Here is a 24,376-nt window from a genome sequence, read left to right as displayed (position 1 = left end):
TATATAAAATAAAGTAAGAGGGAGATATGATTATGAAAATACTGGAGACTAATAATTTAAAAAAATATTATGGTAAGGGTGAAAATATAGTAAAAGCTTTAGATGGAATAAATATAAGTATAAATAGAGGAGAGTTTATAGCTATAGTAGGGACATCAGGAAGTGGAAAGAGTACCTTGTTACATATGATAGGGGGACTTGATAGAGCAAGTGATGGAAAAGTAATTGTTGATAATAATGATATATTTGTTATGGATGATGAAGAACTTACAATATTTAGAAGACGTAATGTAGGATTTATATTTCAAAATTATAACTTAGTTCCAATACTAAATGTTTATGAAAATATAGTATTACCTATAGAACTTGATGGGTGCAAAATAGACACTAAATATATAGATGAAATAATAGACGTTTTAGGACTAAGTCAAAAAGTGGATGACCTTCCAAACAATCTATCAGGAGGACAGCAACAGAGAGTAGCTATTGCAAGAGCTTTAGCAACAAAACCATCAATAATACTAGCTGATGAACCAACAGGGAACCTAGATAGCAAAACAGAACAAGATGTGTTAGGGCTTCTAAAAGTTACTAGTAGTAAATTTAGCCAAACTATAATTATGATAACTCATAATGAACAAATTGCTCAAATGGCTGACAGAATTATAAGGATTGAGGATGGAAAAGTTGTAAATAGAGGTGAGAACAATGTTACAAAATAACAATAAGGAAATTATAAAAAAATTAAGTGATAGAAGTTTTAAAACGAATAAAATGAGAAATATAATTTCAGTGCTTGCAATAGTATTAACTACAGTTTTGTTTACCTCATTGTTTACAGTAGGATATAGTATGTTGGAAGCTTTTAATAATTATCAAGCTATGGAATATGGGACAAAGAGCCATGTTCAATTTCAAGATTTAAGTAATAGACAGATTGACATTATAAGAAAAGATAGTTCAGTAGATAAAAACAGTATTGGAATAGTAAAAAACATAGCAAGTTTAAAAAATCCAGAGTTTTCAACGCAGGCAGTGAATTTAACTGTTTATGATAAAAAAAGCCTTGAAAGTGCTGTAAATGTAGAGATGATTGAAGGGAGTTTACCAAAAAATAATGATGAAATAGTCATGCCTACAAAGATATTAGATATGATAGATGTACCTCATAGAATAGGTGCTGAAGTAAAATTAATAATTCCAAAAACTGAAGATGGAGTACTAACTAATGAAAAAGAAACATTCAAATTTAAACTAGTTGGATATTTTGAATACAAAACAGCTATAGCAATACCTCTTCATGATGTATTCACAAGTGAAGCCTTCTATGATAATTACAAGAAAACACATGAGGTAGCTCCTACAAGTGTATCCTTCAATTTTTTTAATGATAAAGATTTGCAGTCTAAATTTGATAAATTAATTGAGAAAATCCAACCTTATTCAGGAAAAGCAACTATAAATCCCATATACTTAAGTAAACAAGCAACTACTTTCAAAGAAGTTGTTAAAAATGTATTGCCAATAATCTTAATTGTAATACTTATACTTTTAAGTGGATATTTATTAATATATAATATTTTTTATATTTCAGTTGTTAAAGATATAAAATATTATGGCTTATTAAAAACAATAGGGACATCACCGTATCAATTAAAAAAATTGATTATTAAACAAGCTAATAGATTATGTATAGTAGCTATACCAATAGGTTTAGTATTGGGATTTTTACTAGGGATGGTATTTGTTCCTCTGGTTGGTAAGTTTATGGAGGGATTAAATAAAACTGCATTTGAATATTTCAATCCGTTAATATTTGTATTTGCTGTTATATTTTCATATGTAACTGTTAGATTGTCATGCAGAAAACCTGCTAAGATTGTAAGTTCTGTATCTCCTATAGACGCTGTAAGATATAGTGATAAAAGTAATAGGATTAAACGTAAGTCTAAAAGTGGGAAACATGGTTCTAAAATTCATAAGATGGCATTTTCAAATATATTTAGAAATAGACGCAAAGCTATTCTAGTTTTAGTTTCTATGTCACTAAGTTGTATAATATTTTTGACTGTATCTGCAATTATAAGTAGTTCTAACCCAGAAAGAGCAGCTGAAGGTATGATGTTAGGGGATATAGAAATACGTCATGGGCTTGCAGATACTGCGAAATTTGAAGATAACGAAGTTGCTCCAATTGATGAAAATCTTATAAAATATATTAAGAATCTTGATGGAGTGAGTAATGTAAGTAAGGTGTACAAGGATTTAAGTTATATAGTTTATGAAGGGGATTTAAAAGATGAAGTATTGACTCAAAAAGTAGATGAAGAATATAAAAAGCAATTTCTTCAAGGCAGAGACCCAGAAGAAATTGCAGAAAATAATGGTTTTTTAGCTTCAGATACAGTTGGATTATCTTCAGGTAGATTATTAAGTAAACTATCAAAAAACAATAATATATATTCTCAAAAGAATTCTAAAATACTGTCAGGTTCTATAGATGAGAAAAAATTTGATGAAGGCGGATATGTAGTAATTAATGGACATGAAGGAAGTAAAATAAAAGCAGGAGATAAAATTAAGTTTAGATATTTAAAAGGAGATACTATAGGGGAAGGATATATAGATAAAGAGTTTAAAGTCATGGCAGTTTTTGATGGTGCACAAAATTTTAATATGGGAATGTACATTAATGAAAATGACTTTAAAAATATGGTTATAAAGCCATATGTAGAAAGTCTGGTAATTGATACAAATGGTGATGTGAAGTCTGTTGAAAATAAAATAAATAATTTGAATAAGAAATACAATAATCCATATACAAAAGTTTATTCAAAAAATATCTATATAGAAGAGGCAAGAGAGAGTCAAAAGGTTATAAAGATTGTAGGTATGAGTGCAGTCTTTATAATAGGATTGATTGGAGTACTAAACTTTATAAATACTATGATAACAAATATAATGTCTCGTAAACAAGAGTTTGCAATGATTGAGGCAGTAGGAATGACAAGAAAACAGCTTCAAAAAATGATAATGCTTGAAGGTTTTTATTATGGGGTGATAATAACTATTGTAAATCTTACTTTTGGAAGTATGGCAACATTTTTAGGATTTAATATTATGAAATTAAGATATTCTGTGTATGCTTATCCAGTAGGAGCACTTATAATAAGTATATTAATAGTATTTTTGATAACATCTATAGTACCTTTAATAGTTTATCATAATGTTTCTAAGGATAGTATTGTTGAAAGAATTAGAGAAGCTGAATAAAGTTTATATGTATAGAAAAAAGGGTTCTTATAGGTAAGAGCCTTTTTTAAATGTCAGTTTTGTTATAATGTTTTATTTTTTTAGTATATCACTTTTGCTTAATCCATTTGATTTACCTAGAGGAGTCCATTGGTGGTTAGCCATAAATTTATATGCAAATCTAGGAAAGTTAGGTGAGATAAAAATAGTATCTTTACTAGAAGTGTTACTATCTATGTTGTTACTAAGTATATTCTTTGATAGTTCTCCTAATAAAGTTTCTAAGCTTTTTTTTGGACCTTTACCTAAAGGAACAGATTTTAATGAACCTATCATTTCTCCAGCACCAATTCCGATTCCTTGAACCCATGTAAAGTTAGCCTTTTTACACCAATTTTCTATCATTTGAATTGCTAAGTGAGTTTGTTGTCCCTCATAGAATCCACAGTTAACTATTGCATATACTGGAATAGATTTTTTATTTTGTTTCTTTGCAAGTTCTTCACATTCCTCTAAAAAACTAATTAAATGAGAAGGAATACCATCTACATAAAGAGGAAATGCAATTATTAACCTATCACAATTAAGTATGGAATCAATAGCTTTAGGATACTTAGATACATTGTCTATTTTAAATGTGAAAATCTCATTATCTTTTTGTATAAGTTTTTCTACCTCAGATAAAAAGTATTGTGAATTATTTTCTTTTACTTTTGGGCTTCCATTTATCATTACTATATTCATAAAGATTCACCTCTTACATCTTGTGGATTTTTAAAAAATGAAACAGAATGTTCCTTCATATTAAGATTTACAGCATTTGCACGTATTAGATTAGTAGCAGTATCTTTTTCAGCATCTGTAATATAATCTCCATAGAATAGAACCTTTAAATTTATCTGTTTTTCATATCTATTCTTATGATGCATTTCATTATTCTTCATTACAAAGTATGGAAGTACATAGCTTATACTTCTATCAAGTATATTTTTAATAAATGGGCTAAAGCCACCATAACAACATCTACTTAGTATAATAAGTTCATCAGAATCAGCTATCAATTTACTCATGTTCCTGTAATAGTCTTTTATGACGCATGTAGTAGGTGTTTTAATCCAACAACCAAAGCAACCAATACACTTATGGATTTCTTCATTGTTTGAAAGTATTTTTATATTGTTATCAAGTTTAGGTAATAAATTATCTAAATCTTTTTCAGTTAAATCATGTATTAAAAGTCTCATAAGTTTTACCCCCTTTATATTATGTAGGTTGACTTTTGTAATTCTATCCTACAATTTTTTTAATAAATCATTACACCAATTAATTACAAAACTATAATAGTCAACTCCATAAATCATTGTGAAATACATATATGTATATTGGTCAATACAACAATTTTGTTCCACCTCAGTTTTCTGTGTATCTAATTTATTTAAAAGTAATTCAACTTCAGCTATTAACATTTTTAAGTTTGTTTCAATTATTTCTTTAGGTAAGTACTCATAAAAAAATATGTTAACAAGGTGGTCATGCTTTGTCTTAGAAAATTTAATTGGTTTTTCTAACCATTCGAGAAAGTATGATTTTCCTATATTAGTTATAGAGTATAGTTTTTTTAATTTACCACCATCTATAACTTCACGATAGTAGATATAACCTTTTTCCTCTAATCTTTTAAGTGCAGGATAAATACTACCAAAACTAGCATCAAAAAAGTATGAAGTACTCGTTGACATTCTTTGTTTTAAATCGTATCCACTTAATTCTTTTTCCATCAGGAATCCTAAAATAATGTATTCTAACATAGTGCCTCCTAGTATCGTTTGTGTATATATTGTTTAGTTATATATCGGATTGATATATTAATTATTACAAATAATAGGTAGACTGTCAATATGTTTTTAAATTAAATTTTAAACAGAAATACAGATTATCTCTTAAACACTAGGTTTATTATCAATATCTTAAGTTTTAAGAGTTGAATTTACTATTAATCTACAGCTTACGTAAGAGCTTTGATATGACAATATGATTAAAAGCATATAAATTATTTGAGTAATGCACAAAACCGCAGATTATATATAATTCACTAATTAGTGATATATAACCTGCGGTTTTTCTTCGTTGAATTTATAGCTAACACCCCAGACAGTCAATATATATTGCGAATTATCTGGGTCCAGCTCTATTTTTTTCTTAGATTCGTACGAATGACGATGTTAGATTGCTTTCAAATTTTCTAGTCAGTTAATCATAAAGATAAACTGAAATTTGTGAACTCCATGTTATGCCAATAATAAATTTACTCATTTGATAGCAAAAATAATTTTTTTGTAGTGCTGGCATTTCTAATTGTTACTTTGTTATTAACTGAAGAACTTGCAATTTTATACCACCTTGTTTTTGATAATGTAGCTCTTGGTGCAGACCAAAAAATCACATTCTTATAATAATCAACCTGTTCATATTCTGGTTTGGCTTCTCCAACAGCCTTATATACTTCTTCAATAGTGATAGGTGGAATAGGGAAGATAGCTTGATGTATCACTTCTTCATCAGAATTTATATCCCACCATTTGGGAGTGTTATCCAAAGCTTCCGATAATTCTTTTAGTGAAATGATTACTATAGGGACATCTAACATAAATCTTTCTTCTATCATGGCTTTACATTGGCTACTTATTTCACTTTTATCGTTGTTTTCACTGGAAAAAAGAACATTTCCACTATTGATATAGGTGCTAACATTCAAAAATCCCATATCTTCAAATGCCTCCTTTAATAATGGCATTGACACTTTGTTTTTACCGCTAATGTTTATACCACGTAAAAGAGCAATATATTTTTCCAACCTAAAGAACCTCCATCTATTATAAATAATCTTCGCTTACCTCCAATGCTTAAATACTACAATCTCAGCATCAGAACCATAACCGCTATACTCAGATACCATGAGATATTTTTCGTCAGCAATAATTCCATAATATCTGTCACTGTCTTTTTTGCAAAGCTGATTTCCAAAATAAATTTGTAAATTTTATTTTATCGAGTACGCCTTATCCACTTAGTGAGTATTTTACAGTGGATAGGCTTACATCTTTTTCACAGGTCTAATGTACTTAAAATACTGTTCTGGGTCATAATAAAAGTACATGATTCTTCCAGGGGTAATATCAGGACAGTAACCCTTACCAGTGTAATCAAAAGTTGCCATAGCCGTTTCAATCTTTTCTTCCACACTGCAATTTTCCTGTTCATAATTAAACGGACCATGTTCAAAGATAATATACTCAGCTTCGGGAATATCAACCATAAGCATTTGTGGTGGCAGTTCCCCTTTATAATCAAAAGGAAGTCGTACGCCCCAACACTCTGTACGAAGAATACCCCAATCGCAGAGCCTGCCGTCCGAATCGTTCATGTAAGCCATAATCTGACCGCTTCCGCAGTTAACTTCACTTCCACCATCATCGTCCAATTTACCCTTGATACTGTCGAGCAAACCACAAATTGTTTCGTGGTCCTGTTCTGGAATAAGGCTTTGCTTTCGCCAAAAATCCCAATACCCGTTACTCTCATTGTTTTTAATGTACAAAAATTTGTGAGCAGGTATGGTTGCGAAATAAATCTTGACACCATCTGTTGATTTAATCATACCTATTTCTCCCAATCCTAAAAAGTAGCGGTCAAAAGGGGTTATTTTTGTACGAAGAACGACTGGCTTAGGATTTTTTCGATATTCACTCGGAGTTACACCATAAGTTCCTTTGAAAGCTCTGGTAAAAGCTTCATGCGATGAAAACCCATAATCAAAAGCAATATCCAATAGACTTTTATCACTGTCCCGAACCTCTTTTAATGCAAAGGCTAATTTTCTATTCCGCAAGTAATCTCTAAACTGTATACCCGATATTTCTTTGAATTTTTTCGTTGTATAAAACTCAGAATATCCCAATTTGCGAGAAAGAAAGCGTAGCGTTAAGACTTCGCCATTGTAATTTTTAATACATTTGTCAATCTCGTCAATGATTATCTGAATTTGTTGTTGCCACTCATACATTTAACTATTCACCTCGTTTCAATCACTCTATATTCATTATAACGAAATAAAGAAGTTATAGCTTGATTTTACTTGCTGTCACTTGATTTTAATTCTATTCATTTATGTATTGTCTAATTTACGATATTATGTTACATCGATATGACAGCTTAAAAGCAGGCTTTAATTTGCCTTGGTGTTAATTTCAACTTTTAATAGTGAAAATGACCGAATAGCTGATAAAATGAAGCTATTTAGATATATAAGAAGATTTAAAGAAATAATCAAAAATTTAGAGAAAGTTTACAAAAACTCAACAGGAATTAGGAATTATGGACTATTGACAAAGTATAAATTTAGCAGTAAAATAATTGCATGAGCAAATAGATTATTGCGCTCGCAATTAAAATATAAATAACAATATAAGGAGAAAAGATGAGAGAGCTATTAAAATGGGTTTCCATTATAAATAGATATAACACAAACTATATTGACAGAAAATTGGCTGATATTGGAATTAACAATAGCCAATATTTTTATGTATTACACATATGTAGTAATCCAGGTATTACACAGGATACTATATTTAAAAGAATTCTTGTAAATCCTAGTAACATAACAAGAGCTTTGGCAAACCTAGAAAAAGAAGGATTTATCACTAGAGAGCCAAGTGTTAAAGATAAAAGAACGTGGCATTTGTATCCTACAGAAAAATCTTTGGCATGTTACGATGAAATAATAAAAATAACGAATGGGTATGTAGAAGAATTGTTAAGTTCATTTGAAAAAGAAGAGCAAGAGTTGTTCATGTCAATGTTAAAAAAGACTGCTTTTATAGCCATTGATATGAATGAAGAAGCAAAATTGGAGGCGAAGGAAGATGGAAGAAAAATATAAAGAACCATTGGAGTATGAGAAAGTTTCAAAATTATTGACTAAGTATGCAATACCCAGTATTATAGCGATGTTAGTAAGTGCCTTATATAACATTGTTGACCAAATCTTTATCGGGCAAGGTGTTGGGGTATTAGGTAATGCTGCTACAAATGTTACCTTTCCACTAACAACAATATGTACTGCAATTGCTTTATTGTTAGGTATTGGAGGAGCATCTAAGTGTTCATTAGAATTAGGAGCTAAAAATTCAGAAAAAGCTACAAAAGCAGCAGGAAATTCTATTTGCTTGATGGCTATATTTGGAATAAGTTTATTTATAATAGTATCAATATTTTTAACACCACTGTTAAAATTCTTTGGTTCCACATCAGAAATATTACCTTATGCACACACATATACAAAGATTACATCAATTGGATTGCCATTTCTTATAATGTCTACTGGAATGAGTAAGTTGATACTTGCTGATGGAAAACCAAAAGCTTCTATGTTTTGTATGTTGGTAGGAGCAGTTATCAACACCATTTTAAATCCACTATTCATATTTGTGCTTGATATGGGAATTGCTGGGTCTGCTTTAGCTACTGTTATTGGGCAACTTATATCTTTTGGAATTAGTGTTTATTATGTAATGAATTTTCAACATATTAAATTACATAAGAAGAGTTTTAAATTAGAGAGTATGATTTATAAACATATATTTGCACTAGGTTCAAGTTCATGTTTTAACCAATTAGCAATGACTGTAACACAAATAGTTATGAATAATACACTAGCATATTATGGAGCAATGTCAGTTTATGGAAGTGAGATTCCACTTGCTTGTGTTGGTATCATTATTAAAGTAAATATGATTTTTATATCTATAATTATTGGTATATCACAAGGAATGCAACCAATCATAGGATACAATTATGGGGCTGAAAAATATAATCGTGTAAAAGAAGCTTATAAGATGGCAGTAGGAAGTGCAACTGTTATATCTGTTATTGCATTCTTATGTTTCCAATTATTTCCACGACAAATTACATCTATATTTGGTAATGGGAACGAAACTTACTTTATATTTGCAGAACATTACTTTAGAACTTTCTTGTTATTAACATTTATAAATGGTGTTCAAATAGTATCATCAACTTTCTTTACATCAATTGGGAAATCAGTACTGGGACTTTTTACTTCTTTGACTCGTCAGATTCTGTTTTTAATTCCATTAATAGTGATTTTACCGATGTTTATGGGTATTGATGGAGTAATGTATGCAGGGCCAATAGCTGACGCCGCTGCTGCAATGGTATGTATATATTTTGCAGTTCATGAAATGAAAGCATTGACTATAAAGCAAAATAAAGTGGTGAGTAATCATAAGGAGATTGTAGAGGTATAAGATAATCTTCAATAGTTCTAGTAGTATAGTAAGCAAATTATTTTTTATGGTAAGTAAATTGTTTTTATTGAATTTACTTACCATATTTTGGTTATAAATAGTTATTTATCTCCATTCAGTTACATCATTTAATTTTAATCTAGGTCTTTTTGATGGTTGTTCATCAGGATAACCTAAGGATATTGCTGCAACCAATTGACTATTTGTATCTAACCACTCACATAATTCATGATATGCAAAGTACACATCACAAATCCAAAGACTACCTAGGCCTAACTCTACAGCTGTAAGAGACATATTTTGAATTGCAGCTCCAATTGATTGTATATTTGCCATTTCATAAAAACGTTCTTCAGCAGATAAGTTTTCTAAAGGTGACTTTCCTAACTTGTTTAAAATAAAAATTGTTATGGGGGCTTGTTTCATAATTTCAACAGTATAATTTGCTCCTGCAATATGTTGGCGACTTTCTGGAAGAAGTCCATTGTTATCAATTTCATTTTGAATACCTTTGCTCATAGCTCTAAGCATAGATTCTTTTTCTTTTTCAGTGACAACAATAAATTTCCATGGTTGTCTATTTTTAGATGAAGGTGCATTTATTCCAGCTTCAATTATTTTCTCTATAGTTTCATGTGAAATACTTTGATTTTTATATTTTCTAATGCTACGTCTTTTCGATATAGAATCGCTTATCATTGTAGTAACCTCCATTTAGTTTTGTTAATTTTTTCAAGTATGGTTTTTTATTTTAAAGATTATATTAGTTTTAAACATATATTTACATAAAATATGTTTATATAAAATATATTTACGTTATGTTTACATAAAACATATTTGCATATAGAAAAATTGTTTTAATTATTTTATCATTAATTTAGAAAAAAGTCATTGTCTTTAGAAGTAGAGCATAAGAATTCTGGTAAAAATAACACTAAAAATTTAATATAGTTTTATCAAGGTATTAGTACTTGTATATTTACATTAAGTGATTAATATACTATAATTATCTAAACATAAACATAAACATAAACATAGACATAAAAACAAATATAAATACTGATGAGGTGATGTAATGAGATTGGATATGGATAATCTGTTGTATATACTAATTTATATGACATTATTAGTATCTATCCTTGGATGCATAATTTACTTTTGTAAAGACCTCTTATATCATAGAGTTAAATATGTTTTGATAAGAAATATATTTATAAATAGATTTACATATTCTGAAAAAAGATTGCCTAAGCATTATATTGTTTTTCAAAAATATGATATTTGGAGGTATTATAGTATATTTTAATTTGAAATGATTCTATTACAGTTCAAGAATTTAAAATAAAAGGAGAGAATAGAATGGATTTCATTTCAAATATACTACAAGAGGTATTAAATATATTATTTAGTTTTACAGGAGATTTTGGGATTGCAATAGTACTTATAACTTTAATAGTAAAGTTGGTACTAATGCCATTGTCATTAAAACAAAGATTTTCTATGAAAAAACAACAAGAATTGGCAGAAAAAATGGAACATATAAAAGAAAAATATAAGGATAATGCTAAAGAACTTGAAAAGCAACTACAGATACACTCTGTAGAAAGTATGAAGAGTATGATTGGGTGTTCCACGATTTTACTACAAATGCCAGTAATATATGCACTGTATCATGTATGTTTAAACATGCCAAAGGGATTTACAACAGTTATAATTCCTTGGATTGCTAATTTAAATACAGCTGATAATTTATTTATACTACCTTGTATATACACATTAACTATGCTAGCTCCAAATTTGATAAATTATATACCATATTTTAAGGTGAATTCTCAAAGAACATTTAATAAACAAACGGTTATAATGACTACTATAATGAGTCTTATATTAACTGTTAGAACTCCAGTAGCCTTAGGTCTATATTTTATAACAAGTGCAATTTATACATTAATTGAAGAAATTTGTTTTAGAATATATTTTAATCAAAAAAATAAACTAGCATTAAAATAATATAATAAGTATTTTTAAAATTTTTAGCCTGCCAACATGAAGCAAAGTTGGCAGGCTATTTTTATAAATTGGTAGATTATTTTTATAAACATGTTATTTTCTAAAAAACAGTTACAAAATAAATAAATTAATATAAACTAAAATAAAGTTAAAAAGCTGAGGTGATAAAATAATAATGGCTAAAATACTAGTTGTAGAAGATGAAAAAAGAATGCAAGATATTATTGTAGAATATATGCAAAAAGGAGGGTATACTTGCATAACTGCTGATGATGGAGTAGAAGCACTTACAATACTAAAGAATACTGATATAGATTTAATGATATTAGATATTATGATGCCGTATTTAGATGGATTCTCAGTATGTAGAGTTTCACGTGAAATTACTAATATACCTATTATTATGTTGACAGCTAAAGGTGAAGAAGAAGATAAATTAAAAGGCTATGAGTATGGAGCTGATGATTATATAACAAAGCCATTTAGTCCAAAGGTACTATTAGCAAAGGTGACAGCCTTACTTCGTAGGTATACTGTCGATATTCCAAAAAGTTCATTAAGTGTAGGGAAGATATTTATTATACTGAAGTCAAGGCAAGTATATGTAGAAGATAAACTTATTGATTTAACATATAAGGAATTTGAATTATTACGTTTATTTGTGGAAAATCCTAATCAAGTTTTTTCTAGAGATAAACTATTGAATTGTATATGGGGATATGATTTTGAAGGAAATACGCGAACTGTAGATACACACATAAAAACTCTGCGTAAAAAACTTGGTAATGAAGGTCATCATATAGTTACATTAATTCGTTCAGGATATAAGTTTGAGGTTAAATAATGGATAATTTAAGAAAGTTTATAAATAAATTAAAGAATGTAAATATGTCAAATTGGCTTAAGACAAATTTTGGATTATACTCAGTGAGAAAGAAAGTATTTTTTCTTTCTAAATTAGCAGGAGCAACTATTATATTGTTTTATCTTATTGTTGAGGAATTTCCAATAAATAGTAAGTTTGGATTTTGGATTTGGTTTATAGTAATGATTATATTTATTTTAGGTATTGATTTTTTATTGGGAAGGTTTATTTCAGAGCCAATTACTTCTATAAATAAATCTGCAAAGAGTATGTCACAACTAGATTTTTCTAATCCGTGTACTGTTAATACGAATGATGAATTTGGAGAGCTTTCTAGGAGTCTAAATACAATGTCTACAAATTTACAACAGGCTTTGTTAGAACTGGAAGATGCAAATATCCAACTTGAAAAAGATGTAAATAAGGAAAGAATGTTATTAGAGCAAAGAAAGGAATTAGTGGACACAATTTCACATGAAATGAAAACACCACTTGGTATTATTCGTGCCTATACAGAGGGTCTTATGGATGAAGTTGATGAAGAGAAGAAGAAGCTTTATATGAACATCATTATAGAAGAAACTGATAGAATGAACAATATGATTGTATCTTTATTGGATTTATCTGCTTTAGAAGCAGGAGTCTCTAAACTCAATCCAGAGCGTTTTGATTTTATAGAATTTGTTGAAACTGTAGCAGGGCGTCTATTAATTGATGTTCCAGATATTGATTTTTATTTTACTTATGATTTGCCAGAAAATAAAGTTTTTGTTGTTGTAGATAAAATGAGAATGGAGCAAGTAGTAGAAAATTTAATTATCAATGCAAAAAAGCATGTTAAATATAATGGCAATTTAGACTTATCTGTTATATGCTGTAATGATTTACTTGTTTTTAAGATTTATAATGATGGTAAGACTATAGATTTAGATGAGATTCCAAAGATTTGGTCTAAATTTTATCGTAGTACTGAATCTCAAAGAAAAGGTGGTTCTGGTCTAGGGCTTGCTATTGTTTCACAAATACTTACAATGCAGGGTTTAAAATATGGAGTTAAAAATCGTGATAAAGGAGTAGAGTTTTATTTTATGATTCCAGTTGATGATGAGTGAAGAATAGCTTATAAATCATAAAAGATAAAAAATAAAAATACCTAATAAAAAAATTAATAAAAAGTTTTGATGTAAAGTATTTAATAAAAAGTATTTAATAAAAAGTCCTGTTTTCTTGGTGAAAACAGGACTTTTTATTATTTCACTTCAATTTCACAAGAGAGACACTTTGATTTCACTTGATGGCAATAAAATAAGCTAAAGAAATAAATAAGATAATGGTTAAGTAAAACAGGAGGGTGGGGTATTTGTGAAATGGTATACATGGTTAATTATTGTATTAATAGTTTTAATTTCTATTCCATTTAAAGTTAAATTTATAAAATGGTGGGATAGGCGACAAAAAGAAAAAAAGGACAAGGAGGATTATGATATATGATAAAAGTCAAAGAACTGACATTCTCTTATGGAAAAGATAAACAGATATTACATGGGCTTTATTTTGATGTAAAAGAAGGTGAGATATTTGGATTTCTTGGACCTAATGGTTCAGGAAAATCCACAACACAAAAAATTTTAAATGGAGTTTTAAAAGGGTATGGTGGTCAAGTGTCTCTTTTTGGCAAAGAAGTTGAAGAATATACAGACTCTTTATATCAAAAGATTGGTGTCCTATTTGAGTTTCCTTATTTATATACAAATTTAAGTGCAATTGACAACCTTGAATATTTTTCATCTTTTTATCCTAAGAGACAGAGAAGAGATATAGGTGAGATTTTAGATTTGTTAGAGTTTAAGAAAGAGTTCATAAACAAGCCTGTATCATCTTATTCAAAAGGAATGAAACAACGTATCAGCATGGCAAGGGCATTGATAAGTAATCCAAAACTGTTGTTTTTAGATGAGCCTACTAGTGGGCTTGACCCATCTGGAGCTGTATTGTTCCGTAAAATTATTGAAGAGGAACGAAAAAAAGGAACAACTATATTTTTAACTACTCATAATATGTTGGATGCTGATTTAATGTGTAATAGAGTAGCTTTCATTGCAGATGGCAAAATCATAGCAATAGATAGCCCTAAAAATCTAAAGGTGAAAAACAGTAATAATAAGGTTGAAGTTGAGTTTATACATCATGGTAAACGAGATGTTAAGAGTTTAGATATAGAGGAATTGGAATCTGGTATGACTTTTGAGTATGATGAAATAGTGAGTGTGCATTCAAAAGAACCGACCTTAGAAGAAATTTTTATTAAATATACAGGAAGGATGTTATATTGATGTATTCTAAATTTTTTACTTTAATGAAAAAAGATTTACGGATGATTATTTATGGCAAATTCTTTATATTAGCATTTTCATCTCTTATACTTTATTCATGCTATATTAATTTTGGCTATATAAAATTTATGGATGAAGATTCCTATCACAATAGTGTTTATATGTACGAACCAGAGAATACAAGTGTGTATGAATCTCCATTAATTCATCCTGTTTCTTCTATTGATGAATTAAAATCAAAACTATCTGAAGATACAAATGCAGTTGGGATTGATGCTAGTGGGAATAGAGCAAAAGTAATTTTGCATGAAAGTCTTGAAAGAGTTGATAATTATAGAGCTGATTATGCATTGTCCTTGTTACTATCAGAAAAAGATAATGATGTAAAAACATCAGGAAAAGATGAAGTAATTCAAATCGATGATAAAGAGACATCTGAGATGAAACTTAGAAAAGAAATGACTTGTGAGATTTTGTTTTTTGAAATTGTAGCAATTGGATTTTTAGGTATTGCTTCTTTACTATTTAAAGAAAAGCAAATGGGTGTAATGCGCATAACAGGTATTTTGCCTGTAAAAAGAAGTCTTTTTATATTATCAAAAGTATCTATATTTCTGATATGTGACCTATGTTTTACAGTGCTTTTGTTAATAATTAATGTTGGATTGTTTGAAGGAATAAAAATACTACCTCAGGTACTAGTTCAAACTGGAATTTTATCCATAATTATGTCTTTAGTTGGATTTGGATGTTCAATGTTATTAAAGGATTTCAAACAATTCTCTCTTGCATATCTTTTAGTTGCAGTGTTTATAACTACACCTGTGTTTTTATCTGCAAATACATCTTTTGAAATAAGTTGGATTAAATATCACCCTTTTTATCATGTTTATAATGAGTTAAAAAATGCTTTTTTTATAAGTTTCTCAAGTGAAATTAGTTATTTTATTGCATGCTTTCTGACAATAATAGTTCTTTTTTTACTTGTTAAATATGTTTTTGATAAAGAATTGATTAGGGAGGGATAGTGTTGATTGGATTACGATATCAGTTGAAGAGTATAAGAAAAGATAAAATGTGCATAATTTCCTTCTTTTTACCAATTGTTATGGCTGTTTTAATAAATCTTGTTGGAACTATTGATATATCCTCAATAGGAGAGTTGCAATTTGGTACAATAAAAAACAACCTTTCTACACAAACAGAGCAATGGCTAAGTAGATATGGGTCAGTGAAACAATATAAAACTAAGAATCATTTAATAAGTGAAGTTAAAAACATTAAAACAAATACAATTGGGGTTATTAGTAATGGTGAGGGGATTCAAACTATACTTTATGGAAATGAGATTAATGCTATAAAAAATGTAGCAAAGATGTTACCTAAAATTTTTATACTAAAGGGAAATTTAGAAAATATTGAGGTTACAATACTACCTAAAGATAATGTGTTAAAAGAATTTCAAAATATTTTTATTGCTATGATTCTAATTACAGCTATGTTTATGGGATGTACTTTTAATGCAATGAATATCATATCTGAAAAAGAAGATGGAATTTCATTTATCAATGAAATCTTACCACAAACTAGGAGTCAATATATTATTCAGAAAATATTTATAGGTTTTCTATGTGGGTGTCTATCTTCAATTGTAACTGTATTTATATGTCTAAGGATTTCAATATTAGATATGGTAATGATGTTGTTACTTATCATATTTTCGACATTTATATCATCACTAATAGGTTTATTTATTGGTAAACTATCAGAAGGTCTTATGGTAGGGATTATTTATATTAAGCTAATAATGATTTTATTTATAGGGACTCCATTATTGGTATACATTTTAGGCGTTGATATTAGAGGAATAGGCAATTTATGTTATATAATGCCATCAATAGCAACATTTAAAGGAATTATGGAAATTATTGATGGAAATATTACTGTTATAAAAGAAGTTGTAGTTTTAGTGGGACATTGTATTGTATGGTTTTTGCTGTATATGACTTTAGATAAGAAAAGAAATCTATTTTTTAGTAGATAATTAAATCTAATTGCTTGATATACTTATATTATATGTTTATTATATGATTAAGATGGATAGATAATTTGATTATAAAGACTTATGATAAGTGAAAATATCTTATTAAAATGATTTTTTATAATGATACTGTTCAAAAACTTCATGATTCCAATAATTAGAGTTGTTCAAGAATTAAGAATACTATAGAAAGGTATAATATATTATGAAAATGCCCAATAAGATTGAAAATATTATGCTTGCCCCTTGTGGTATGAATTGTAAAGTCTGTTATAAACATTGTTATTCAAAGAAATCTTGTCAGGGATGTTATGTAAGTGATTTAGGGAAACCAGAACATTGCAGAACGTGTAAGATAAAAGAGTGTGCAAAGATAGAAAAGATTACATATTGTTTTGAGTGTGAAAAATTTCCATGCAAATTGGTCAAAAACTTGGAAAAAAGCTACAATAAAAGATACGAAGAGAGCCTTATAAAAAATAGTCTTTTAGCGAAAGAGTCTGGAATAAGTACTTTTATGGAAGAAGAATTAAAAAAATGGACTTGTGTTTATTGTGGTGGAATTATTTCTTTACATGACTCTGAATGTTCTGAGTGTCATGCTAAAAGGAATCAAAATAATAATAAACTTATTGGCATATTACTTTTCTCCGTTTCATTTAATCTTTGATGTAAATGAAACGGAGATTATAAAATTTGAACTAGGCTAATTAAAACTATCTTAGTGTATTACTTAATTTTCCTAGTGCATTACTTAATTTCTATAGTATATTACTTAGTTTCCTTTGATTTAAAGATACCTTGTGCATAAAATTGCCTTGAGTAAGGAATAGATAAAGCAAAAAATGCAATTATTACGCCTGAAACAATAATCAAACTGTTAATAGATAATATATCAGCGAGTGGTCCAAAAAGTACCATCCCAAGAGGTATAAGACCAGTATATATAATAGTAGGTAAGCCCAATACACGACCTTGCATTTCTGGTACTACATGTTCTTGCAACATGGTCATAGCTGTTGCTTGAATAATTGGAATTGAAAAACTGGTAAAAAACATAAATATAAAAAATTGCCAAGCTTGTGTAACAGACCCCAAAATAATGGAAAAGATGGCGTAAGATAACATTGACAAGAAAAATGTCTTATTTCGATTTTTAAAGCCACCAAATATTCCTATAACTAATCCGCCTAAAACCATACCTGCAAAGCCAATCATTTCAATAATAGATAGATAAACATAGCCTTTACCAAATGTACGCTCAATCAATAATCCTATAAGAAAGCCTGATGGTACACAAAGAAAAATGAAAGCTCCATAAGTAAAAACTACTTTTCTAATAAATTTATCCGAAAAAGAGTATTTTATTCCAGATATCATGTCTGTTAAAAATGATACTTTTTCAGTCTGTTTTACTATATTATGTTTAGGGATTTTAATGAAGCAAAGTAATACAATAGCTATAATTGCAGTAATGATATCAATTAAAAGTACCTGAGATATTTTATTGCCTAGACCAAGAATCGCTGCAGCTACAACAGGAACTATAAATTGTACTATAGATTGAAGACTGCCATTTATACCATTAAAACGCATTAAGTGTTCTTCTGGTACAAGTTGAGGAATCATTGCATTTACAGCAGGTGTCTGTACACCACTTCCTAAAGAACGAATAATGGATACGACTGCAATTGCGATTAATTCATTTTCTCCTTTAATTCCTGACATCATAAGCAGAAGTAGTATCAGTGTAGAAGCAGCGATTATGGCATCAGATATAATGATGAGTATTTTTCGATTGTAGTAATCTGCCCATACTCCTGCAAAAAAAGATATTAGCATTTGTGGTATGAAGGAGCATACGGTTAAAATTGTTACCCATAGGCCTGATGATGTTTGAAGTGTGATATACCATATCATTGCCATCTGTACAAGTGATGAACCAAATAGGGAAATATATTGGCTCACTAAAAAGGTAATGATTTTTTTCTTCCATGTAAAATGAGTATTTTTGTTTTCCATTCTATTCCTCCTTTGATTTGTGTGTTTAATTTTTCTCGCTCTTAAGAATAACACACAAATCAAAGTATGGAGTTAGAGTGGAGGGTTAAGAAAATTGTTCTTTCATGCTTTGAAGATGAGATTTCATTGCTTTTGCGTTATATTCTGCCTCTTTCAATGAGGTTATCAATTTGTCACATACTGAGATGATTTCATCGTCATCTTTTGGAGTGTCAATAACAGTTTTAATATTAGCATTGGGATTACAAGACAAAGCATTTAACATTCTTAAAATAGCTGAAAGAGAATAGCTTGCACAACGTAATGAATTAATAATTTTAAGTCGTTTTATATCTTCATCAGTATATACACGATAACCATTTTGTTTTCTTTTTACTTTTAACAACCCGTTCATTTCCCAATTTCTTAAAGTGTCTATTGTGACATTTAGGTGTTCTGCGGTTTCTTTTCTAGTTAAAAATAACTTGTCTGTTTCATGTGTGTTTCCTTTTAAAATCTCTGTAACAATAGTGATTGCTTCTTCAGCATTTGATTTTTCTATTTCTAATTGTTGTAAGTAATGACTCACAAGACAAATAGCTTTGTCAAAATCTTTATTTGCTGATGTTCTGACAATCTCAACTGCATTTTTTCTCAATCCTCTTTGTGTAACTTCAATTTTTAAGGCTGTACGAGCAAATTTAAACTGCTCTATATGAAAATCGTTAAAGATACGGTAGCCATTAGGATTACGTTTAGGTTTAGGTATTAGTTCAAGTTCTTCATATAAACGTACTGTATTAGGATGTATACCAATTAAATCTGCTATTTCTGATGTCGTGTAGGTATTCATTTATATTCAACTCCTCTTGTATATATAGCATCAACAATAATATCACTAAACTAAAGTCTGGTGTTATAGTGGAGGGTTGTTATAATCATTCTATATACAACTATTCTATTATAGAAGTAAGTATATGTTTTTTAATAAACTGCCATCTATCACGAGGTTTAAAAACTATCTTAGATGGTATTGCTATCACCAAGTCATAATGTGGTATACAACAGATAGCATTTCCTCCAGCTCCCATTGCTGAGTACCAAAGAACTCCATCTTCTTCACATAGCCACCATAGATAACCATACTCATTGGAATTCATTTTAGTTGATTCTTCAATCCATGATTTAGATATAATACGTTTATTATTCCAAATACCATCATTTAAATACAGAGAACCAAATCGTAACATATCTCTGGCACTCAATGTAAGTCCCCAGCCACCTGTAGTATTACCTTGTCTATCTTTTGCCCAACCTTTAAGGTTTTTTCCAAACAAATCTTCAAAGCCAAAATCTTTTATATCATAATCTGGTATTTCTCTCATACCAATAGGTTTGAATAGATGTTCATTAGCAAATTCACGAGCACACTTTCCTGTGGTATTTGTAATAATAGCTGAAAGTAGATGAACTCCAGCTGAAGAATATTTGAAAGTTCCAATATTTTTGTTTTGACCAAGTTGATTTAGGGTGTATTTTACCCAATCTCGTTGCTTAGAAAGCCTCTCCAATGACTCAGTTGTATTTTTAAAAGGGTATGGTGCAGTCATTGTAAGCAAATGGCGTATAGTTACTGCTTTTTTGTATATATCAGCAGGGCTACAATTATATTCAGGGAAAAAATCAACAACTTTTTGCTCAACATCCTTTATATAACCCTTGTCTATTGCGATACCAATTAAGGCTGATATGATACTTTTTGTGACAGATGCAACATGAAAAGTATCGTCAGCATTATAACCATTATAATATTTTTCAAAGACGATATTTCCTCTTCTTGCTATGATTATTGCGTTTATATTGCTATATTGTGAGATTATTAAAGGTTCAAGTTGTGAAAGTTTTTTTGAATCCATTCCAACACTTAAAGGGTCTATATTTTCAAATTTCAAATCTAAGCAGTAGTCTTTATCCATTATAAATACCTCCCTGTTATAGACTTTGAGTTTTCTTTTAGTTGTTGAGGAGAACCCTCTGCAATGATATATCCGCCTTTGTCTCCACCTTCTGGACCAAGTTCAATAATCCAATCACAAGTATTTAGAACTTCTATATCATGTTCAACAACAATTACAGAATTTCCATTTTCGACTAGTTCATCCAACAATTGAATTAGTTTAGCAGTATCATATAAACTTAGACCAGTAGTGGGTTCATCCAATACATAGAGAATATTGCCTTTTCGCTTTTTGCCAATCTCTTTTGCAAGCTTGATTCTTTGAGATTCGCCACCACTTAAAGTAGGGGTAGGTTGACCTAGCTTTATATAACCCATACCGATTTGTTCTAGTACTTTTAAGTGTGAAACAATATTTGGAGTATCTTCGAAAAAACTAACAGCTTCGGATACACTCATATTTAGGACATCATAGATATTTTTATTCTTATATTTAATGGATAGGGATTCATCATTAAATCTTTTTCCATGACACTCATTACATATACTGTCCATACTTAAATTATTTCCCAACCAGATTTTTTCATATCCGCTACCACTACATTTAGAACAAGCACCCTTTGAATTGAATGAAAAATGTCCAGCAGTGAAATTTTGTTTTATTGATTCTGGTTGACCTGCAAATAAAACACGTATCTTATCCCATATACCAATATAAGATGCAGGTGTTGAGTTCATATTTCTACCAATAGGAGTTTGAGATATTTCTGAATATCCAGAGATATATTGTGTACCACTTAATTTATCTGCAATAGTTTCTACAATTGCATAATCATCCTCATCACTTACTTCATTTTCTTTAATAGTGGCTTTATTATTATTTGGTTGATTATTGAAGTAACTTCTAAGAAGAGGTAGCAATGTATCTGATATAAGGGAACTTTTTCCACTGCCAGATTTTCCAGCTATTCCAATCATAGCACCTAAAGGTAATGATGCAGTAACGTTTTTAAGATTATTCGTACTTGCATTTTGAACAACTATACAAGGCATTTTTTCAATATCTGTAATATTTTTAGATGCTGTTCTAGTAGGCATGGAGTATTTTCCTGATATATATTGTCCAGTAATTGACTCATTTGACTTAAGCAGACCTTCTAAATCTCCTTGATATATTAACTGTCCACCTTCAACACCAGCTTTTGGACCTATATCAATAATATGTTCCGCCATATTAATTGTATTTTTATCGTGTTCAACTACAATGACAGTGTTACCTAAATCTTTTAACTCTTTAATGGATTTTAGAATATCGATTTTTTCAGATTCATGTAATCCCGCAGTTGGTTCGTCAAGTACGTAAATTAATGAATCCATCTCTGAATCAAGGTGAGAATTTAAAAATAGCCTTTGTATTTCTCCACCACTTAAAGTTGACATCTCTCTGTACAAGGACAGATGACCTAGTCTTGATTTTATTAGATTGTTTGTCTTAATCAAAATATCATCTATTAAATTTTTACCTAGAGTAGTTAGCTTGTCTTGATTTAATAGGGACCTTAGGAATTCATGAACTTCTAAAATGCTCATTTTTCCAAGTTCACCAATATGCTTTCCATTTAATAAAACTTGGCGTGCTTCTTCACCAATTTTAAAACCATTGCACTCAGAACAAGTAGTCATGCTATAAATACCATTTAAGTCTTCACCTCTTTGGTGACGACCATGAAGTACTTTTGCTAAACAAGAACTTCGTTTTCCATTTTCATAATGGCCATAGAGTACCTCGTTTTGTACTTCCTCAGGCAATTGTAAGAATGGTATCTCTAAATAATCTTTGAACTTTTTAGATAGAACTCTCAAATATCCTGGTGTAATTTGAGCTCTATCTAAAACTTTTTTTAGGGTAGTGTGCTTATCCAAGATAAGTTTTTCAATATTAATTTCAAAGTATGCTCCACGTCCAGAACACTTTACACACATTCCATCTGAAGATGTATATGAAAAATAACTTGGTCTTAATCGTTCTTCTTTATTACCACAATTATTACAAACAAGATTGTTGTCTACAGGAGTGTTACACGCAGAACATAGTACTTGTCCTTCTCCTGCATATAATAGTGTAAGCATACTAATAATATTGGTTCTAGTACCTACTGTTGAACGAGGATTACTCTGACGAATGATATTTTGTTTAACAGCTATAGTAGGAGCTAATCCTTGAATGTTATCGAATTTATTCTCATTATCAATGCCTGAAAGTATGCCTAAGGACTGTAAGTACTGTTTACGCCCTTCCTCAAATACAATATCAAACATAAGACTGGACTTACCTGAGCCACTGACACCTGTTGCAACTACAAGCTTATTTTTGGGGATAGAGATATCTATATTTTTTAGGTTATGAATTTTTGCTCCTTTAATTTTTATTTCTTTCATTAATTCACCTCATTTTATTAATTTTATCAAACTATAAAATTGGGATGTTTTAATCCTTAATATAAGAAGAGGTTAAGCGAAATCATAGTATTAAAAAGGCTCTATAGGTAAATATATATCAACTATATGTTTATTTTGTGGGTGACTATTTGGGTCATTAAGGTATACTTCAAAAGGGAAAGAATTACGTAATTTATGCTCATCATTTGATAGCCATTCATTATACATAAAATCCCAAGCATCACTATATTCATTTTGAAAAATACTAAAATGTCCCACAAGATATTTACCAGAAGGTATTGTCATATTACCAAGGTCGCTATTTTCTTTGACAACAATATTATCTGGAATTGTCATACAAATACTAGTCCTCAAATGATGTTCTTGTGTAAATTGAGGATTATCATGATAAATAGCTAATATATTTGTCTTTTCAAGTTCAACTAGATTCTGCTCATTTGCATATTCAAAGAGTTTTTCTACAATCTTTGGAAAATGACTAGCTAAATTTCCATATGACCCAGTGTATCTAATATAAGCTGTATTTACATTATCAAGTTCTAAGATTTCAATTTCTCCTTTAACCTCTCTATTATTTTTAGATTTAAGTTTTGATATGTATCTATTATACTGAGAAATTTTATATGGTTCTTTGCAATTCTTGCTATAATTATTTCTATATTTTATAGGGCTTATCTTATAGTAATTTTTGAATGCTCGTGAAAAAACCGCGGAATCAGTAAAACCAAAATAATGTGCAATATCAGTAATTGTCATGTCAGTACGATGAATAAGAAAAGACGTGGCTCCTTCTAGTTTTAACCTACTTACATACTGTGATAATGTTTCTTTTTCTATCGCTTTGAAAATCCTATGAAAATGAAACTTTGAAAAACCTGCTATATTAGAGAGCTCTTCAAGAGAAAGAGAATCATACAAATGCTCTTCTATATAGTCCTGTACTTTGCAAATACTACGTAAGTATTCTTTTTTACTTTGGGAATCAGTCATAAGTATACCTCCTTATTACAAAAATATATATTTTAAATACCCTTATTTATAGTAAATAAAGCGTTGAGTATGTGAGATTTAAAGTAAACAAAATGTTAAATAGATTTTTTATTAGGAATTTTTCTTATATATAATAACAAT

At 29.4% G+C, this 24,376-nt stretch carries 23 protein-coding genes; 12 read left to right on the top strand and 11 right to left on the bottom strand.

Annotated features, from left to right (window positions below):
• The first annotated feature begins 32 nt into the window (after positions 1-32).
• Complete coding sequence (locus KGF36_RS15425) at positions 33-722, top strand: ABC transporter ATP-binding protein (protein ID WP_227842404.1); 690 nt, start codon at positions 33-35, stop codon at positions 720-722.
• A complete protein-coding gene (locus KGF36_RS15420; RefSeq protein ID WP_227854837.1) occupies positions 709-3,273 on the top strand; it encodes an ABC transporter permease in 2,565 nt (854 codons plus the stop codon). Before KGF36_RS15425 ends, KGF36_RS15420 begins: the two co-directional genes overlap by 14 nt.
• A 72-nt stretch (positions 3,274-3,345) precedes the next feature.
• On the opposite strand, the gene KGF36_RS15415 is transcribed toward KGF36_RS15420, so the two are convergent.
• From KGF36_RS15415 to KGF36_RS15395, 5 genes are all read right to left on the bottom strand, one after another.
• Complete coding sequence (locus tag KGF36_RS15415) at positions 3,346-3,996, bottom strand: hypothetical protein (protein ID WP_227828348.1); 651 nt, start codon at positions 3,994-3,996, stop codon at positions 3,346-3,348.
• Entirely contained in the window at positions 3,993-4,496 is a 504-nt protein-coding gene (locus KGF36_RS15410) for a flavodoxin family protein (protein ID WP_227828349.1), read from the bottom strand. The genes KGF36_RS15415 and KGF36_RS15410 overlap by 4 nt, the downstream gene beginning before the upstream one ends.
• Before the next feature lie 48 nt (positions 4,497-4,544).
• Positions 4,545-5,060 carry a PadR family transcriptional regulator gene (locus KGF36_RS15405; RefSeq protein WP_227828350.1) on the bottom strand — a complete coding sequence of 172 codons (516 nt, stop codon included), beginning with the start codon at positions 5,058-5,060 and terminating at the stop codon, positions 4,545-4,547.
• A 497-nt stretch (positions 5,061-5,557) separates the two neighbouring features.
• Positions 5,558-6,106: a DUF1697 domain-containing protein gene (locus KGF36_RS15400; protein ID WP_227854836.1), complete on the bottom strand. Its 549-nt coding sequence runs from the start codon at positions 6,104-6,106 to the stop codon at positions 5,558-5,560.
• A gap of 240 nt (positions 6,107-6,346) precedes the next feature.
• Entirely contained in the window at positions 6,347-7,315 is a 969-nt protein-coding gene (locus KGF36_RS15395; RefSeq protein WP_227854835.1) for a helix-turn-helix transcriptional regulator, read from the bottom strand.
• 414 nt (positions 7,316-7,729) lie between these two features.
• On the opposite strand from KGF36_RS15395, the gene KGF36_RS15390 reads away from it, so the two are divergent.
• Both KGF36_RS15390 and KGF36_RS15385 read left to right on the top strand, forming a co-directional pair.
• The gene (locus KGF36_RS15390; protein ID WP_227828354.1) at positions 7,730-8,191 is read left to right on the top strand and encodes a MarR family winged helix-turn-helix transcriptional regulator; all 462 of its coding nucleotides are present in this window, start codon (positions 7,730-7,732) and stop codon (positions 8,189-8,191) included.
• Positions 8,175-9,578, top strand: coding sequence for an MATE family efflux transporter (locus tag KGF36_RS15385; protein ID WP_227839728.1), 1,404 nt, complete (start codon positions 8,175-8,177; stop codon positions 9,576-9,578). Before KGF36_RS15390 ends, KGF36_RS15385 begins: the two co-directional genes overlap by 17 nt.
• Before the next feature lie 105 nt (positions 9,579-9,683).
• Here KGF36_RS15385 and KGF36_RS15380 read toward each other — a convergent pair whose 3' ends face one another.
• Complete coding sequence (locus KGF36_RS15380) at positions 9,684-10,277, bottom strand: nitroreductase family protein (protein WP_227842395.1); 594 nt, start codon at positions 10,275-10,277, stop codon at positions 9,684-9,686.
• A gap of 660 nt (positions 10,278-10,937) precedes the next feature.
• Between KGF36_RS15380 and KGF36_RS15375 the strand changes: the two genes are divergently transcribed.
• The 8 genes from KGF36_RS15375 to KGF36_RS15345 all read left to right on the top strand — a co-directional run bounded on the left by KGF36_RS15375 (position 10,938) and on the right by KGF36_RS15345 (position 17,497).
• Positions 10,938-11,588, top strand: coding sequence for a membrane protein insertase YidC (locus tag KGF36_RS15375; RefSeq protein ID WP_227854834.1), 651 nt, complete (start codon positions 10,938-10,940; stop codon positions 11,586-11,588).
• Between the two features lie 175 nt (positions 11,589-11,763).
• Positions 11,764-12,432, top strand: a complete 669-nt coding sequence (locus tag KGF36_RS15370) for a response regulator transcription factor (protein ID WP_227828358.1) — start codon at positions 11,764-11,766, stop codon at positions 12,430-12,432.
• A complete protein-coding gene (locus KGF36_RS15365; RefSeq protein ID WP_227828359.1) occupies positions 12,432-13,565 on the top strand; it encodes a sensor histidine kinase in 1,134 nt (377 codons plus the stop codon). Before KGF36_RS15370 ends, KGF36_RS15365 begins: the two co-directional genes overlap by 1 nt.
• Before the next feature lie 250 nt (positions 13,566-13,815).
• Positions 13,816-13,944, top strand: a complete 129-nt coding sequence (locus KGF36_RS20255) for a hypothetical protein (RefSeq protein ID WP_304521268.1) — start codon at positions 13,816-13,818, stop codon at positions 13,942-13,944.
• Positions 13,941-14,786, top strand: coding sequence for an ABC transporter ATP-binding protein (locus KGF36_RS15360; RefSeq protein ID WP_227828360.1), 846 nt, complete (start codon positions 13,941-13,943; stop codon positions 14,784-14,786). Before KGF36_RS20255 ends, KGF36_RS15360 begins: the two co-directional genes overlap by 4 nt.
• Positions 14,786-15,814 carry an ABC transporter permease gene (locus KGF36_RS15355; protein ID WP_227828361.1) on the top strand — a complete coding sequence of 343 codons (1,029 nt, stop codon included), beginning with the start codon at positions 14,786-14,788 and terminating at the stop codon, positions 15,812-15,814. Before KGF36_RS15360 ends, KGF36_RS15355 begins: the two co-directional genes overlap by 1 nt.
• Positions 15,815-15,816: 2 nt before the next feature.
• Complete coding sequence (locus tag KGF36_RS15350; protein WP_227854833.1) at positions 15,817-16,830, top strand: ABC transporter permease; 1,014 nt, start codon at positions 15,817-15,819, stop codon at positions 16,828-16,830.
• Positions 16,831-17,032: 202 nt separating this feature from the next.
• Complete coding sequence (locus tag KGF36_RS15345) at positions 17,033-17,497, top strand: DUF3795 domain-containing protein (RefSeq protein ID WP_227854832.1); 465 nt, start codon at positions 17,033-17,035, stop codon at positions 17,495-17,497.
• Between the two features lie 101 nt (positions 17,498-17,598).
• Here KGF36_RS15345 and KGF36_RS15340 read toward each other — a convergent pair whose 3' ends face one another.
• The 5 genes from KGF36_RS15340 to KGF36_RS15320 form a co-directional block, all read right to left on the bottom strand.
• Positions 17,599-18,849: an MFS transporter gene (locus KGF36_RS15340; RefSeq protein ID WP_227828364.1), complete on the bottom strand. Its 1,251-nt coding sequence runs from the start codon at positions 18,847-18,849 to the stop codon at positions 17,599-17,601.
• Positions 18,850-18,934: 85 nt separating this feature from the next.
• Positions 18,935-19,681 (bottom strand): MerR family transcriptional regulator, encoded by a 747-nt coding sequence (locus KGF36_RS15335; RefSeq protein ID WP_227828365.1) that lies wholly within the window; start codon positions 19,679-19,681, stop codon positions 18,935-18,937.
• A gap of 100 nt (positions 19,682-19,781) precedes the next feature.
• Entirely contained in the window at positions 19,782-20,804 is a 1,023-nt protein-coding gene (locus KGF36_RS15330) for a serine hydrolase domain-containing protein (RefSeq protein ID WP_227828366.1), read from the bottom strand.
• On the bottom strand, positions 20,804-23,224 hold the full coding sequence (locus tag KGF36_RS15325) for an excinuclease ABC subunit UvrA (protein ID WP_227854831.1): 2,421 nt from the start codon (positions 23,222-23,224) through the stop codon (positions 20,804-20,806). The genes KGF36_RS15330 and KGF36_RS15325 overlap by 1 nt, the downstream gene beginning before the upstream one ends.
• Before the next feature lie 90 nt (positions 23,225-23,314).
• On the bottom strand, positions 23,315-24,235 hold the full coding sequence (locus KGF36_RS15320; protein ID WP_227854830.1) for an AraC family transcriptional regulator: 921 nt from the start codon (positions 24,233-24,235) through the stop codon (positions 23,315-23,317).
• Positions 24,236-24,376: the final 141 nt, after the last annotated feature.

Source organism: Clostridioides sp. ZZV14-6009 (assembly GCF_020658095.1).
Classification (GTDB): Bacteria; Bacillota; Clostridia; order Peptostreptococcales; family Peptostreptococcaceae; genus Clostridioides.
Note: the sequence above shows the minus strand (reverse complement) of the source record. Positions and strands in the feature narration are given on the sequence as shown.